Origin of the sequence: Pararobbsia alpina, from assembly GCF_965118125.1 — a bacterium.
GTDB classification, from domain to species: Bacteria; Pseudomonadota; Gammaproteobacteria; order Burkholderiales; family Burkholderiaceae; genus Pararobbsia; species Pararobbsia alpina_A.
Map to the genome: position 1 here is coordinate 1059468 of NZ_OZ221288.1, position 15605 is coordinate 1075072.

Consider the following 15605-nt stretch of genomic DNA (forward strand, 5'->3'; position numbering starts at 1 on the left):
TATACCTCGCCGATGCGGGAGGCACGCACCGGATTTCAAGAATTCAAGGAGCCGCCTATGAAAACGAAGACTTTGATCACGAGCGCTGTCCTCGCGATGGCCTGCGTCACGACGGCCGGTATTGCCGAAGCCCAGGTCGCCGGCCTGCAGCCGATCGGTGTGACCGCCGAAACGTCTACAGGGTTGTTGAAAGGCTGGAGCGTACGCAAAGCGCTCGTCGACGAGCCGGTCTACAACGATATGAACGACCAGATCGGCAGCATCTACGACATCATCATCGCGCCTGACCGCACCGCAACCTACGCGGTCCTGTCCGTCGGCGGCTTCCTCGGCATGGGCAAGCACTATGTCGCGGTCGACATCAACAAGTTCGCGATCAAGGATGGCAACCTGTTCCTGGCAGGGGCATCGAAGGACGCGCTCAAGGCCGCGCCGGAATTCGAGTACAACAAGCTCGAGAAGGCAACCAAGCCGCAAAAGGTGTCGGTCAAATAGCGTTGGGTCGGTTACAGCGCTTCGCCCGCCGAGATCGTCGGCGGCTGACGACCTGCGATTCGGACAGAAGGCACGAGCCAGGCCGTCAGGAACACCGCGACCGAGATCGCGAACATCGCGAGAAACGTCATATGCAATGAGTCGTGCAGCGCGAACCTGACCGTCGCGGCGCCGAGCCCGCTCGATGCCTGCGCGTCGAGCAACTGCTTGATCTGATCTGCCGTGATGACCACGCCCGCCGACGAGTGCGCGAGGCCGTAGTTGAGCACCGCGCCAAACAGCGTTGCACCGAGCGTGTTGCCCAGATTGCGTGAGAACAGGTTCGACGCGGTCGCGCTGCCGCGCTGCGTCGGGGCCGCGATCTCCTGGATGATCACGAGCGCGCTGACGCTCGAAATACCCATGCCGAGGCCCATGATCAGCGAGCCGATACCCGCCACGACCGGCGAGCTATCGGGCGTGAGCAGCGTGAACGCAAGCGCGCCGAGCGGAATCACCGCACCGCCGAACACAAAGAGCTGGCGCAAGGCAAAGCGATGGAACGACTTCGCCGTCAGCGTCGCGCCCGTCGGCCAGCCGACCATCATCATCGTCAGTGCAAGACCCGCGACGACCGGCGTGCGATGCAGCACGCCCTGCACATAGACCGGCAGAAACGTCGTCAAGCCCATCATCGCCATGCCCGACAACACCGTTGCCGCATTCGCGACCGCGACCGGTCGCAGGCCCCAGACGGAAAACGACACCATCGGGTCATGCGCACGCCGTTCCTGCCATGCAAACAGCACCGCGCAGACCACAAACACCGCACATTCGATCCATGCGCGTTCCTTGTTCGACGTGCCCGCATCCGTCAACGCCATCATCAGCGCAGCGATCGATGCGGTGAACAGGACGGCGCCCGGCACGTCGAGCCGCGGTCGCTCGTGACGCGGCGCTTCACGCAGAAACGCGATAAAGCCTGCCGCTGCAATAAAGCCAATCGGCACATTGAGCCAGAAAATCCACGACCACGAGAGGTCCCGGATGATCAGGCCGCCGGCCATCGGTCCGAGCACGGCCGAGATGGCCCATACGCTCGCCAGATAGCCCTGGATCTTGCCGCGTTCACGCGCCGGATAAAGATCCGCGACGATCGTCATCGACACCGGCTGTATCGCCCCGGCACCGACGCCCTGGATGAGCCGGAACAGGATCATGATCGGCATCGACCATGCAAAACCCGCCAATACCGAGCCGATCAGGAAAACGGCAATGCCGAACAACATCACGGGCTTGCGTCCATAGACATCGGCGAGCTTGCCGAACACCACCGTCATGGCCGTCTGCGCAAGCAGGAACGAAGAGAACACCCAGCTATACAGGCGCAGGCCTCCGAGTTCGGTGACGATCTGCGGCATCGCGGTCGCGACGATGGTGGCTTCGATCGCGACCATGGCCATCGAGGCCATGATCGATCCGATCACGAGGGGACGATTGGTGGGGAGCGAGGACGACATGAATTCGAGTTTCCAAAGCGATCCGGCCCGGCGAAGTCCGACCCGGCGGGCCACGTGTCTTGCCGAATCCTTGCGCAACGCGTCAAAGTGCACCGCATGACGCGTGGCGGCAGAATCCGAAACAAACACGGGCCGCGATTGTGGCAATGTACCTTGAAGCGCTGGAAATGCTGTTGCTTGCTCTTGCAGGATTGTTGCCTATTCGTCCACGAATACTGGGACACGTTGATCGTGCACGACGTTCGTGTTCGACACGCGTACACCGGTCTCTATTTGCATCGCAGGGGCAACCTCCGATTTAATGACGCATTCTCCCCTTCCCCTTCGAGCCCGTTTGATACCCATGCCCGCGACACTGCTTTTGATGAGTTCATTTCACGCCGCCACGCTCGAGACGCTGTCGAGTCAATACACGTGCCACGCTTTATGGAAGGCAGACGACCCCGATGCGCTGATCGGCCGGATCGCTGACGAGGTCACCGTCGTCGTGACGTCAGGCTCCCGGGGTATCACCCGCGACGTCATTGATCGCTTGCCGCATCTCAAGCTGATCGCATGTTTTGGCGTGGGCGTGGATGCCATCGATGTCGGGTACGCGAAATCGCGCGGCATTGTCGTGACGAACACGCCTGACGTGCTCGTCGACGATGTTGCCGATCTTGCGTTGGGATTGACGCTCGCCACCGTGCGCGAGATGTGTGTCAACGACGCTTACGTACGTGAAGGACGCTGGACCGACAAACCTTACGGTCTGACTGCGAGCTTTCAGGGGCGTCGCGTGGGTATCGTCGGCCTCGGCCGTATCGGTCACGCCATCGCGCGCCGTTGCGAAGCATTCAATGCCGCGATTTCGTGGACCGGGCCGAGAGCGAAACCCGACGCGCCTTACCCGTACGTCGCCGACATCGTCGAGCTCGCGCGAGACGTCGATGTACTGATTGCCGCATGCCCGGGCGGCCCGGCCACGCAGGGCATCGTCAGCCGTGAGGTACTTGACGCGCTGGGCACGCGCGGCATCTTCATCAATATCTCGCGCGGTTCTGTCGTCGACGAGGCCGCCTTGATCGACGCACTCCGCTCGGGGCGTATCGCCGGCGCCGGGCTCGATGTTTTCCACAACGAGCCCGCTATCGATCCGGCTTTTGCGCATTTACCCAATGTCGTGCTCCAGGCACATATGGGCAGCGCCACGCATCGCACACGGGCGCTGATGGGCGAGCTCGTCGTGCGCAACGTCGATGCGTTTTTACAGGGCAAAGGGGCCGTGACGCCTGTTTGAACTCAATACGGATCGAGATGCTGCTCGGCGGCGACGCTGCGCAGCAGCGCCAGAAAGCGCGAATCGAACTGGCATTGCGCGAAGAACGTCGTGCTCCCGAGTTCGACGCGCGCAAGGACGAAGAGGGTCAGATTCGAGCGCCCGTTCGCAGGAACCAGCGAGCGCGGCGAACGCAGCAGGTTCGCAAGGCAGTCGGCGACGCGATCGCGCAGATACGTCTCCGAATCGTCGCCATGCCATCCCCGCGCATCAGTGTCGGCATCCGATTCAGCGCCGGATTCCGCCCCGGATTCGGATTCGACAATCGCACATAGATCGTCCATCGGAATCAGCGCGGGCGCGCCTGCGCGCGAAACCGGCGAGCCGCCGAGGATGGCCTTGGCCATATGATGTTCGAGCGGCGTCAGCCGCAATTCGTCTGCGAGTACGTCCAGCGCTGTCGTCATGCGCGCTCCTCCTGCACGTCGATCGTCTGTGACACGATACTCGCGCTTGGCTGCCTTCGCTCGGGACGGGCAAAAAAAACGAATGCAGGTCAACCTGCCCGGAATCCCGGCCCTGCCAGGTTCTCCCCGAACCTGCGTTTCTAACCGAAGATGCCGAGATTCAGCGGATAGGAGCGGCCGATCCACACGGCGCGATCGCGATGATCGCTCAACGCGTGCCCCGTATTTGGATGCACAAAGATATCGAGCGCACCGTGGTGCATCACAAGCCACTCAAACACGCGTCGGAACTGCCCATCGTCGAATGCGATCTGATACGACCACTGCGGGTGCGGTCCGACCGGCTTCTCGTGAAACCGGCCGAGCGCGACGACGTCACCCAGCCGGGCCTCGATCACCTGGCGCAAATCCCACGCAGCGTCGCGACTCGATGCGTCGAAATACACGTGCGCGTGCCAGTCCTGGATACGCGGTGTGACGGCGGCGGCCTGGGTGTCGCTTTGGGAGTGGCTTTGAGAGTGGCTTTGAGTGTGACTTTGGGGGTCGTCGTGGTCGTCAATGTGCGGCATGGCGTCTTCGTTGTAAGGCAGAGTGATCCCGTCCGCGAGTCGGCACGACCGAATTGACGAACCGTGCGGCCATCGAATATAGTGGCCAGCAGCTTGATCGCGGGCTTGCCATTATGGCCTTGTTTGCGATCGCTGCAGACGAAGTCATCGTGAACGAATCGAATCGCTTGTGCGTTTCGTCCACCCCGATTAACTTCGATTGCGTTTAATACACACCCTTCTTCATCGCTCAATGAATCAGGCAATGCACACGATGATCGATACCGCAGTGGCCCCGCCGGCCGGTGCGCGCGTTCGTGTTGCGTTGCTTCGACTCGCTGTCGCACCGCCGACGAACGTCGCAGTGGCAGTTGCCCCGGTGGTCGCAGTGGCAGGCGTCGCAGGCGCCTACCCGCCGCCGCAGTCCCCTCCGCGGGACTGACGTTTCGCTTTTAGCGGCTCCAGCCCCTTTCCGGTTTCGATTGTTCGCATGACGTGCGTTGGCATGTCATGGCCGTTGCATCGTGATGCCTTGTGTTTTTGCGTGCCGAGTTTGCGTGCCGGGCTTGAATGCCAATACGTCCGGACCGTCAACCTTCAACAGGTTGCAGAGAACACGTTCATCCACGTGCCGGCGCATGCAGCGCAGGCAAGACGCACGGCAACACATGTGTCAGACGCGCACGTCGCCGTACGACACATGCTTCGGCATCGAATCGGTCATCGCAAGGCTGGAGCCTGTACGGAATATTCGACAGGTGATATCGAGTCATGAATGCTTTTAAGAACGCGTGGGCCACATTGGGCTCCACGGCTTTGTTTGTCCTGCTTTGGAGCGCGGGCGCCATCTTCACGAAGTGGGGCCTTGAACACGCGTCTGCGTTTGCGTTCCTAGTGATGCGCTTCGCACTCGCATTGGCCGTGCTGCTTGTTGTCGGCATTGCGCGACGGCAATGGTTGCCGGAGAAAGGCACTCGCTGGCAAGTCGCATCGGCGGGCTGCCTGATGGTCGGCTGCTATACGATCAACTTCTTTCTCGCGCTTGAACACGGCGTCAATCCCGGCATCCTCGCGACCGTGCTCGGCATCCAGCCGATCCTGACGCTCGTGCTGCTGGAACGCCGTTTTCCGCTGTCGCGCATGGCAGGCCTGGTCCTTGCCCTCGGCGGGCTCGCGCTCGTGGTCTATCAAAGCCTCGCGCATGCCGACGTCCGGCAAAGCGGAACGCTCTATGCCCTCGGCGCGCTCGTGAGCATTACGATGGGATCGATCCTGCAGAAACGGATTCATCAGCGGCCCGAGCAGGTGCTTCCGATGCAGTACACGATCAGCCTCGTCATGTGTCTGATCTGTGTGCCGTTCCGGCCGTTCCACTTCGAGTGGTCGATCGGCTTTGCGATCCCGCTGATCTATATGGGCCTCGTGATCTCCGTCGTCGCGCAGCTGCTGCTCTATCGCCTGATTCGCGGAGGCAACCTCGTCAACGTCACGAGCCTCTTCTATCTCGTGCCGATCGTGACAGCCGTGCTCGACTACCTCGTGCTGGGCAACACGCTGCCGGTCCTGAGCCTCGCAGGCATGGGGGCCATCCTTGCGGGGCTGGCGCTCGTGTTCGCGAAAGTGTCCACGCCTCGCACGGCGTAGCGTCAGGCGCCCGCGCGCTGCTCCGGCGACACACCGGAGCGGAGCGCGGCACGTCGGCCGCCGTCGAGTTCGCCAATCTTGATCAGCCTCGCGCGCACGATATTCCGGCTCAGGCCGAGCAATCGCGCGGTCTGCACCTGGTTGCGATGGCAAAAGCGGTATGCGGCCGACACGATCTCCCCCTCGATGCGATCGAACAAGTCGCTCGTGCCGGCCTCGAAAAGCTCGAGCAACGCATGCTCGAGCGCGGAAGGGACCGGGCGCGAGGCATGCGAATGCGCGTTCGACGGTTGTGCGCCATTCGACGGATGCGCCGACTGCGACGTGTCCGCAGGGAGCGCCAAGGATGCTCGCAAAGCGTCATCGGTCAGCACATGTCGTAGCGCGCCGAGTATCGGCGGATGGCCAAACTCCGGCGCCATCGCATGGCGGATCGCGTCGGCGCCGAGCACCCCGTCGTGCGCATCGACGAGTGCGCCGTGAATCACGTTCTCAAGCTCCCGGATATTGCCGGGCCACGCGTGTTCGACCAGCAGCTGTGCTGCTTCTTCGGCGATCTCGATCGCAGCCGCGCCTTCGCGCGTGTTGTGCTTCGCGACAAAATAGCGCGCGAGCGGCACGATGTCGCCGCGTCGTGCCCTGAGCGGATAGGCTTCGATTGCACCGACTCGCAGCCGGTAGTAGAGGTCCTCGCGAAAGCGGCCCTGAGCCACGGCATGGGCGAGATTGACATGCGTCGCCACGATGACGCGTACGTCGATCGGCACCGGGGTACGCGAGCCGAGTCGGACCACCTCACGCTCCTGAAGCACCCGTAGCAACTTGACCTGAATCGACAACGGCAGATCCCCGATTTCATCGAGAAACAAGGTGCCGCCATTGGCCGCCTCGAACCATCCGGGCTTGGCCATCGCAGCGCCGGTAAACGCACCGCGCTCATGGCCGAACAATTCGCTGTCGGCCAGCGACTCGGATAGCGCACCGCAATTGACCGCCACGAATCGACGCTCCGCGCGCGCACTGCGTGCATGAAGCATGCGTGCGATCAATTCCTTGCCTGAACCCGTTTCGCCGACGACGAGCACGTTGGCATCGCTCGGCCCGATTCGCTCGATGCGCGCAAGCAGCGCATGGGACGCGGGGTCCTCAAAGACAAACGCACTCGCCTTATGCGGCGCGAGTGAGATCGGAACAGAAAAAGCCGTGGGTTCTGCGCGCTGCGTCATCCGTCGCTCCGTGAGTCGCCGGGCCGACCGTGGCCTGGATTCAACAGGCTACCTTGATCGCCGCACGGCGGGAAACAACGAAGATTGCTAAGTTTATGAACATGCACGCGTAGCGATGCGCATCCGGTGTTGCTCAGGCAACACCGGACGGGCTTTGTGTGGGTACTTGTGTTGCTTCGCACGCAACACATGAAGCACATGACGACGTTTTTTGGGCCAGCGCCCGCCTTCGACAGTCCGTTCATGTGGATTCCCCGCGGATTTCGCGTGCATGTCATTGCATTCCGTGCGCTTCACGACTTGGCACAATCGATGCATCAGTCCGGCGCCTTGTCTCTTGTCATATCGCCCTTGGTCATTGGAGTCCGCACATGTCACCGAATCTTCCCCCCGCTCTCGCGGTGTTGCCGTCGAGCCCGCTGCGGATCGCGCAATCCATCGCCGACTGGATGGCCGAAACCGCCGTTGAACGCGACAAGGCCGGTAAAACACCGAAAGCCCAACGTGACGTGCTGCGCGAAAGCGAGCTCCTCGCGCTGAGCGTCGATACCGAGTTTGGCGGCCTGGGCCAGAGCTGGGCCGTCACGCTCGAAGCCGTGCGTATTCTGGCGCGCGCCGACAGCTCGGTGGCCCACGTGTTCGGCTTCCATCACTTGATGCTTGCGACGCTGCGCCTGTTCGGCGAGCGCGAGCAATGGGCACCGCTGTTCGAAGCCACCGTGCGCGAGAAATGGTTCTGGGGGAATGCCCTGAACCCCCTCGACACGCGCACTCTCAGCACGCCGCACGAAGGCTGGCGCGAGTTCAGCGGGCACAAAAGCTTCTGTTCGGGCGCACTCGACTCGGACATGCTGATCGCATCGGCGCGCCAGGAGAATCTCGACCGGCTCGTCATCGCCGCGATTCCGACGTCGCGTAGCGGCATCACGCTGCACGACGACTGGAACAATATGGGTCAGCGGCAGACCGATAGCGGCAGCGCCACCTTCGAGCGGGTTCGCGTCGACGAACGCGAAATCCTCGTCAACCCCGGGCCGCTCGGCTCCACGCGCGCGACGCTACGGCCGCTGCTCGCGCAAGCGATCCTCACGCAGATCTATCTGGGCATCGCGGAAGGTGCCTTCGAAACGCTGCGAAACTACGTCCATACCGAATCGCATCGTTGGTCGCTCTCAAGCGCGGACCGGCAATCGAACGACCCGTACGCGCTCGAACGCGGCGGCGAGTTCTTTCTCGCGCTCTCGGGCGCACGTGCATTGACCGAACAGGCCGGCGCCGCATTCGATCGCGCATGGTCATCGGAAGATCGACTGACCGACACGGAGCGAGGCGAAACCGCCATTGCGATTGCGACCGCCAAAGTCGCTTCAGCACGCGCCGGTCTCGACATCACGACACGCATGTTCGATGTGCTCGGCGCACGCTCGACACGGGCCGACCTCGGCTTCGACCGGTTCTGGCGCAATCTGCGCACGCATACGCTTCACGATCCGCTTGACTACAAGACTCGCGAGCTCGGCGATTGGGCGCTTAACGGCCAGTTGCCTCGCCCGAGCTTTTACGCCTAGCTGAACTGTAGCTACGGGTGTTGCTCACGCAACACCCGATCAACACGCCTGCTCCCCATCACGCACAAGTCACACATCGCGCCTGCGCAAAGCCCTTCGTATCACCCTCAAAGCCCCTCCCGGCGGACGTGTCGCTGATGGCACGCTTGCTGCATAGCACAGGGACCTGCTTCTCCACTGGTCCCTCTGCTTATCACGATGACCCGACACATTCGCTTCAATGCGTTCGAGATGAACTGCGTGGCCCATCAGTCGCCCGGCCTGTGGACGCATCCGCGCGACCGCTCCGCGCAATACAAGGATCTCGAGTACTGGACCGATCTCGCGCGAATTCTCGAGCGCGGCATCTTCGACGGCATCTTTATCGCAGACGTGCTCGGCGTGTATGACGTCTACAACGGCTCGAACGAGCACGCCTTGCGCGAGGCCGCACAGGTGCCTGTCAACGATCCGCTTCAGGTCATTCCGCCGATGGCGCTCGTCACGCAGCACCTGGGCTTTGGTCTCACGACATCGATCTCGTTCGAGCACCCGTATCCGTTTGCGCGCCGCATGTCGACGCTGGACCACCTGACGCGCGGTCGCGCCGGCTGGAATATCGTGACGTCCTACCTCAACAGCGGCGCCCGCAATTTGGGCCAGGCGTCGCAAGTGCAACACGACGACCGCTACGAAATCGCCGACGAATATCTCGAGGTGCTTTACAAGCTCTGGGAAGGCAGTTGGGAAGACGATGCCGTCGTTCGAGATCGCGCGCGGCGTGTCTTCACCGAGCCCGGCAAGGTGCATCCGATCGATCATCAGGGCAAGCACTTCCAGGTGCCGGGCATCCATCTCAGCGAGCCATCGCCGCAACGCGTGCCCGTGCTGTATCAAGCCGGCGCATCGAGCCGCGGCAAGCAGTTCGCGGCCTCGAACGCGGAATGCATTTTCGTCGCGGCGCCGTCGAAGGTCGTACTCAAGAAGTTTGTTGCGGATATCCGTCGCCAGGTTGCCGAAGCGGGACGCGACCCGCGCAAGGTTTATATCTACACCTTGCTGACCGTGGTGGTTGGCGAGACGGATGCCGATGCTCAGCGCAAGGTCGACGAATACAACCGCTACGCGAGCTACGACGGCGCGCTGACGTTTATCTCCGGATGGAGCGGCGTCAATTTTGGAGAATTCAAGCCGGAGCAGCACGTCCAGTACATCCAGACCGATGCCGTGCGTTCGATGCTCGAGGCCTTCTCGACGGCGGATCCCGACAAGGTCTGGACGGTCAACGAAATCGCCCGCTGGGCGGGCATCGGCGGCCTGGGTCCGGTGCTCGTCGGCTCGCCGCAAACGGTAGCCGACACGCTTCAGGAATGGGTCGAAGACACGGACGTCGACGGCTTCAACCTTGCCTACGCCGTGGCGCACGAGACCTTCACCGATGTAGTCGACCTGCTGGTGCCCGAGCTGCAACGTCGCGATGCCTATCCGAAGGCCTATCGCGAAGGCACCCTGCGCGAAAAACTGTTCGGCGACGGACCGCGGCTCCCCTCGACGCATCCGGCGGCGCAGTACCGCCGGTCGCCACAACCCTCAGTGCCCCGCGAGACAGTGGCTTTTCACAACTTTACGGACGCCCTCGAATGACGACGATCACCTTACCGCCGGCCGGCTCGCCGGCACGCATCATCCGCGACGACGCGGATGCCATCGCGACCGCACACCATGTCGCTGAACTCTTCCGCAAGGATGCTTCCCTGCGCGACCAGCAACGACGCTTGCCGCACGACGAGCTCGATCTGTTTTCGCAAAGCGGCTTGTGGGCCATGACGGTGCCGGCCGAATACGGCGGCGCCGACGTCTCATTCGTGACCTTGACCGAGGTCATCAAGATCGTATCGGCCGCCGATCCGTCGCTCGGCCAACTGCCGCAAAACCATCTGGGCATCGTCGACGTCATCGGCTCGACCGGCACGCCGGAGCAAAAACAACGTTTCTTCGCCGAGGTCCTGGCGGGCAAGCGCTTCGGGAATGGCTTTTCCGAGCGGGGCACACGCAATGTGCTCGACCTCAAGACGCGCCTCACTGCGGACGGCGATGGCTTTCGCCTCAACGGCACGAAATACTATTCGACGGGCGCCCTGTTCGCACACTGGATTCCGGTGCTCGCACTCGACGACGAACAACGCGGCGTACTGGCTTTCGTCGAACGAGGGACACCAGGGCTCACAGTCGTCGACGACTGGTCGGGCTTCGGGCAACGCACCACGGCGAGCGGCACCGTGATTGCCGACAACATCGCGATTGCGCCCGACGCGGTGGTCGCATCGTACGAAGCGTATGACAGACCCACTCGCAACGGCCCGCTCTCCCAGATCATCCAGGCCGCCGTCGACGCCGGGATCGCACACGCGGCACTCGACGACGCGATTCGCTTTGTTCGCGAGCGCTCACGAGCCTGGGTCGACAGTGGCGTCGAGCGCGCCGCCGACGATCCGCTGACTATCCGCGAGGTCGGCGACCTCGCGATCCGTCTGCATGCGGCCGATGCGCTGCTTGAAAAAGCCGCGCAGGCCATCGATACCTTGCCCGCCACACCGTCCGCCGCCGATATCGCGCGTGCCTCGGTCGCCGTGGCGAAAGCGAAGGTGCTGACGACCGAAGCGGCGCTGCGGGCCGGCGAAAAGCTGTTCGAACTCGCGGGCACGCAATCCGTGCTGGCCGAACACAACTACGACCGCCATTGGCGCAACGCGCGCACCCATACGCTGCACGACCCGGTTCGCTGGAAATACCACCTGATCGGCAACTATGTGCTCAACGGCGTTGAGCCCGCACGCCACGCATGGAACTGAAACCCGTCCGGGTACGGTTCGATTCTGAATTCATTTCAATAACATCACACTCTCTCACCGCCATGCACACTGCTCAATCTGCTATTGCCCGCGTACCAGGCGCGCTGACGTCGTCGGATCGTTCGACCGATGTCAGCGCCTCTACTCCTTTTGAGGTGTCGCTCAAATCGGCCACGACACGTTCGTCGCACACCTCACGCGCGTCACGCGCATCACGTCTGCGCACGGCCCTGAGCGCACGTTTGAGCGCGCTATCTCTCGTCGCCGTCGCTGCCCTCACCCTTGGTGCGGCATCGCTCGCGCATGCCGCCGATGAGGACGTCCCGTCGCTCAAGGGTAAGCGCATCGCGATCAGCGTCACGGGCACCGATCACTACTTCGATCTCAAGGCTTATGAAGCGCAGGTCGCCGAGGTCAAGCGTCTTGGCGGCACGCCGATCACACTCGATGCAGGCCGCATCGACAAGAATCTCGTCTCTCAGCTGCAGACGGTGATCACGCAAAAGCCCGATGCCGTGATCCAGACGCTCGGCACGCTGTCGGTCATCGATCCGTCGCTCAAGCGAATTCGCGACGCAGGCATTCCCGTGTTTACGGTCGATGTGCCGTCGCAGAACAGCATCAACAACACGACATCGGATAACTGGTCAATCGGATCGTCGCTCGCCCTGAAACTGGTCCAGTCGATTAACGGCAAGGGGAATGTGCTCGTCTTCAATGGTTTCTACGGCGTGCCCGTCTGCGCGATCCGTTACGACGAACTCAAGCAGGTGCTCAAGTACTACCCGAACGTCAAGATCATCGAACCGGAATTGCGTGACGTGATTCCGAATACGGTCCAGGACGCCTATGCGCAGACGACTGCCCTGCTCAACAAATACCCGAAGGGACAGATCGCCGCAATCTGGTCGGCCTGGGATATTCCGCAGCTTGGCGCGAGCAAGGCACTGGTCGCTGCGGGCCGCACCGAGATCAAGACGTTTGGCGTCGACGGCACGCCTGAAGTGCTCGACTTGCTGAAGGCCGACAACTCGCCGGTCGGCGCGGTCTCCGCGCAACAGCCCGCGTTGATCGGCAAGACAGCGGTCGACAATGTCGCGCGCTATCTGTCGGGCGACAAGGCGCTGCCGAGCGATACGTATGTGCCCGCGCTGCTGACGACCTCGGCCAACCTCTCGGAAGTCAAGAAGCTTCGCGGCGATTAACACGCCACTAGTACGCCACGGACACGCCACCAACACGCCGCAAATACGCGACTCACACGCAACGCGACCGACACACGCCCGATACGCGACTCACACCTTTGAAAGACTCGCCATGACATCGACACCCGTCTTGCCACAGGACGCCTCACCGGATCTCGCGATCGCGCTCGACGGTATCGTCAAACAGTTCGGCGCCAATCGCGCACTCGACGGGGCATCGCTTCATGTCGCACGCGGCACGATTCATGGGCTGGTCGGCGAGAACGGTGCGGGCAAATCGACGCTGATCAAGGTCCTCGCCGGCATGCACCGGCCCGATGCGGGCGAGGTCCGCATCGGTGGCCAGGTCCGTCGCGACCTGACGCCGGCCACCGTCGAGTCCCTCGGTGTGCACTTCATTCATCAGGACAGACTGCTCTCGCCGAGCTTCACGGTCGGCGAGGCGCTGTTTCTCGGTCGTGAATTGCGCAAGGGTCCCTTGCTGGATCGGGCCGCCATGCGGCGACGCGCGGCCGAAGTCATCGACGGCTTCTTCGGCCTGACGCTGCCACCGCATGCTTTGATCGGCGAATTGAGCACAGCGCAACAGCAAGTTGTTCAGATCTCGCGCGCGTTGCTGGCCAAACCCTCCGTTCTCGTCTTCGACGAGCCGACCGCAGCACTCGTGCGGCGCGAGGTCGATCAGCTCCTCGACATCATTCGCCGCCTTCGCGCACAGGGCATATCGATCATCTATATCTCGCACTACCTGCAGGAAATTGAAGCGCTGTGCGACGCGGTCACGATTCTGCGTAACGGACGCGATGTCGGCACCGTCTCGCCGCGCACGACCTCACTCAGCGAGATCGCGCGCACGATGGTCAATCGCGACGTCACCGAGATGTATCCGAAACAGGTCGTTCCGATCGGCGACACGGTGCTCGAGACCCGCGCACTGACGCAAGCCCGAAGCTACGATGCGGTCTCGCTCAAGATTCATGCAGGCGAAGTATTGGGCCTGACCGGGCTGGTCGGCTCCGGCGCCAAGGAACTCGTGCGCACACTGTTCGGACTGACGCGCGCCGATGCGGGTGAGATCGTGGCCGGCACGGAAGTCTTGCGCCTTCGCTCGCCGCGCGACGCGGTTGCGCAGGGTATTGCGCTTGTGCCCGAAGATCGCCGGGCACAGGGCATCGCGCCATCGTTGTCCGTCACGGAAAACATCACGCTCGCGAGCCTCGAAGCGTTCTCTTCGCTGGGCTTCCTGTCGCGTCGACGCGAGCGCGACGCAGTCAGCGCACGCATACGCGAACTGGCCATCAAAACGCCAGGTCCGCATGCACCGGTGCGCGAGCTGAGCGGTGGCAATCAGCAAAAGGTGGCACTCGCCAAGTGGCTGAGCCGGCATTCCCGTGTCTATATCCTCGACGAGCCGACCGTCGGCGTCGACATCGGCGCCAAGGTCGAGATCTACCGCTTGATCGGCACACTCGTCGCGCAGGGCGCGGGCGTGCTGCTGTTGTCATCCGATCTGCAAGAGCTTGTCGGACTATCCGACCGGATCGCGGTGATGTATCGCGGCCGCATTGTCAAAACGTTCGCAGCGGGAGAAGCCGATACGGATGCGCTGCTGGCGAGTGCAACGGGTGCGGATAGCCACGTCAGGTTCGACAATGAAATCGATGCGAGTGTCGGCGCCGACTTCGATGGCGCGCTTCGATCCGACGTCCAGGCCAACGCCGGTGCGTACTCGGCCCGCACACAGAACCCGTCGACCCAACAGGACTCCGCTCATGTCGCTCACTAATACGCGCCGCGTGAGCGTGGCCGTTGCGTTGTCGCGCGGCGGGTCGTTTACCGCGTTCGCGCTGATCCTGATCGTGTTCGCGTTGACCGCGCCCAATTTCATTTCACCCGTCAACCTTGAGAACATCGTCGCGCAGTCTGCGCTGCCGGGCCTGTTGGCCTTCGGTCTCACGATCGTGATCATCGGTGGTGGCCAGAATGTCGTGACAGGCGGCATCGATCTGTCGCTTGCAGCCAATCTAGGACTCAGCGCCGCGGTCTATGCCACGCTCGTGCACGGTGCGCACGGCGATGCCTACGCCGTGGCGGCAACACTGGCGACCGGCATCGCGATCGGCGCGCTCAATGCATTCGCCGTGGTCCGGCTGCGTATTCCACCACTGCTGGCGACATTGGCCACAATGAACCTCGCGGCGGGCCTCGAGCTCGTGCTGACGCAGAACACCGTCGTGCCTGCCGATTCGCCGTTGCTTGCGGTGCTGGCGGGCGCAGGCCCGCTCGGCGTGCCGATGCTCGCGTGGACATTGCTGGCCGTCGCGCTCCTGCTGGTCGCCCTGATCCAGTACACCCCGTTTGGTCTGCGCCTCTACGCCGTTGGCGAATACCCCGAAGCGGCACGCGCCAGCGGTCTCTCGCTGAAACCTTATGTCGGTGCCACGTACGTGGTCAGCGGCCTGTGCGGCGCACTCGCAGCCCTGTGCTCCGCCGCGTTTTTCAACGGCAGCACGACCGGGTCGGGCGAGATGCTGCTCTCGGTCGTCGCGATCGCTTATCTCGGCATCATGTTTTCTCGCCGGATCGTCCCGACGATCTCGGGTGCGCTGGTCGCCGCGCTGTTCGTCGGCAGCCTGATCAACGGTTTTCAATTGCTCAATATCTCGAGCTTCTGGGTCAATGGCGTGCAAGGCGTGCTGATCATCATCGTCGTCGCCGCATCGACGGCATTGCGTCGAAAGGAGATCTGAGATGCATGATGCGACTTCCCCCGTGACGTCATCGTTGCCCTCTTCACCCGCAGCGGCAGCTGTCACCGTGCGAGACACCCATGCGACGCAAGCGGACGCTTCGTCTTCCGGACG

Annotated in this window: 14 protein-coding genes; 10 read left to right on the forward strand and 4 right to left on the reverse strand. The window is 62.6% G+C overall.

Features of this window, described 5'->3' with window-relative positions; all coding sequences use genetic code 11:
• Positions 1-57 precede the first annotated feature (57 nt).
• On the forward strand, positions 58-495 hold the full coding sequence (locus ACMFWR_RS22950; RefSeq protein ID WP_413196989.1) for a PRC-barrel domain-containing protein: 438 nt from the start codon (positions 58-60) through the stop codon (positions 493-495).
• Positions 496-506: 11 nt separating this feature from the next.
• Here the strand turns inward: ACMFWR_RS22950 and ACMFWR_RS22955 are convergent, their stop codons facing one another.
• Positions 507-1994 carry an MDR family MFS transporter gene (locus ACMFWR_RS22955; protein WP_413196990.1) on the reverse strand — a complete coding sequence of 496 codons (1488 nt, stop codon included), beginning with the start codon at positions 1992-1994 and terminating at the stop codon, positions 507-509.
• A 364-nt stretch (positions 1995-2358) separates the two neighbouring features.
• Here ACMFWR_RS22955 and ACMFWR_RS22960 point away from each other — a divergent pair, with 364 nt between their 5' ends.
• Positions 2359-3273 (forward strand): 2-hydroxyacid dehydrogenase, encoded by a 915-nt coding sequence (locus ACMFWR_RS22960; RefSeq protein WP_413196991.1) that lies wholly within the window; start codon positions 2359-2361, stop codon positions 3271-3273.
• A 2-nt stretch (positions 3274-3275) separates the two neighbouring features.
• Here ACMFWR_RS22960 and ACMFWR_RS22965 read toward each other — a convergent pair whose 3' ends face one another.
• Positions 3276-3719 carry a hypothetical protein gene (locus ACMFWR_RS22965; protein ID WP_413196992.1) on the reverse strand — a complete coding sequence of 148 codons (444 nt, stop codon included), beginning with the start codon at positions 3717-3719 and terminating at the stop codon, positions 3276-3278.
• A gap of 140 nt (positions 3720-3859) precedes the next feature.
• Positions 3860-4288 (reverse strand): DOPA 4,5-dioxygenase family protein, encoded by a 429-nt coding sequence (locus ACMFWR_RS22970; RefSeq protein ID WP_413196993.1) that lies wholly within the window; start codon positions 4286-4288, stop codon positions 3860-3862.
• Positions 4289-4532: 244 nt separating this feature from the next.
• Between ACMFWR_RS22970 and ACMFWR_RS22975 the strand changes: the two genes are divergently transcribed.
• Together ACMFWR_RS22975 and ACMFWR_RS22980 are read left to right on the forward strand one after the other, a co-directional pair.
• On the forward strand, positions 4533-4709 hold the full coding sequence (locus ACMFWR_RS22975; RefSeq protein WP_413196994.1) for a hypothetical protein: 177 nt from the start codon (positions 4533-4535) through the stop codon (positions 4707-4709).
• Between the two features lie 329 nt (positions 4710-5038).
• Positions 5039-5911, forward strand: coding sequence for a DMT family transporter (locus ACMFWR_RS22980; RefSeq protein WP_413196995.1), 873 nt, complete (start codon positions 5039-5041; stop codon positions 5909-5911).
• A 2-nt stretch (positions 5912-5913) separates the two neighbouring features.
• Here the strand turns inward: ACMFWR_RS22980 and ACMFWR_RS22985 are convergent, their stop codons facing one another.
• Positions 5914-7137 (reverse strand): sigma-54 interaction domain-containing protein, encoded by a 1224-nt coding sequence (locus tag ACMFWR_RS22985; RefSeq protein WP_413196996.1) that lies wholly within the window; start codon positions 7135-7137, stop codon positions 5914-5916.
• A gap of 371 nt (positions 7138-7508) precedes the next feature.
• Between ACMFWR_RS22985 and ACMFWR_RS22990 the strand changes: the two genes are divergently transcribed.
• The 6 genes from ACMFWR_RS22990 to ACMFWR_RS23015 all read left to right on the forward strand — a co-directional run bounded on the left by ACMFWR_RS22990 (position 7509) and on the right by ACMFWR_RS23015 (position 15491).
• On the forward strand, positions 7509-8705 hold the full coding sequence (locus ACMFWR_RS22990; RefSeq protein ID WP_413196997.1) for an acyl-CoA dehydrogenase family protein: 1197 nt from the start codon (positions 7509-7511) through the stop codon (positions 8703-8705).
• 198 nt (positions 8706-8903) lie between these two features.
• Entirely contained in the window at positions 8904-10328 is a 1425-nt protein-coding gene (locus ACMFWR_RS22995; RefSeq protein WP_413196998.1) for an LLM class flavin-dependent oxidoreductase, read from the forward strand.
• Positions 10325-11536 carry an SfnB family sulfur acquisition oxidoreductase gene (locus tag ACMFWR_RS23000; RefSeq protein ID WP_413196999.1) on the forward strand — a complete coding sequence of 404 codons (1212 nt, stop codon included), beginning with the start codon at positions 10325-10327 and terminating at the stop codon, positions 11534-11536. The genes ACMFWR_RS22995 and ACMFWR_RS23000 overlap by 4 nt, the downstream gene beginning before the upstream one ends.
• 242 nt (positions 11537-11778) lie before the next feature.
• Positions 11779-12741, forward strand: coding sequence for a sugar ABC transporter substrate-binding protein (locus ACMFWR_RS23005; RefSeq protein ID WP_413197000.1), 963 nt, complete (start codon positions 11779-11781; stop codon positions 12739-12741).
• 112 nt (positions 12742-12853) lie between these two features.
• Positions 12854-14527 carry a sugar ABC transporter ATP-binding protein gene (locus tag ACMFWR_RS23010; protein ID WP_413197001.1) on the forward strand — a complete coding sequence of 558 codons (1674 nt, stop codon included), beginning with the start codon at positions 12854-12856 and terminating at the stop codon, positions 14525-14527.
• Entirely contained in the window at positions 14514-15491 is a 978-nt protein-coding gene (locus tag ACMFWR_RS23015) for an ABC transporter permease (RefSeq protein ID WP_413197002.1), read from the forward strand. The genes ACMFWR_RS23010 and ACMFWR_RS23015 overlap by 14 nt, the downstream gene beginning before the upstream one ends.
• Positions 15492-15605 lie beyond the last annotated feature (114 nt).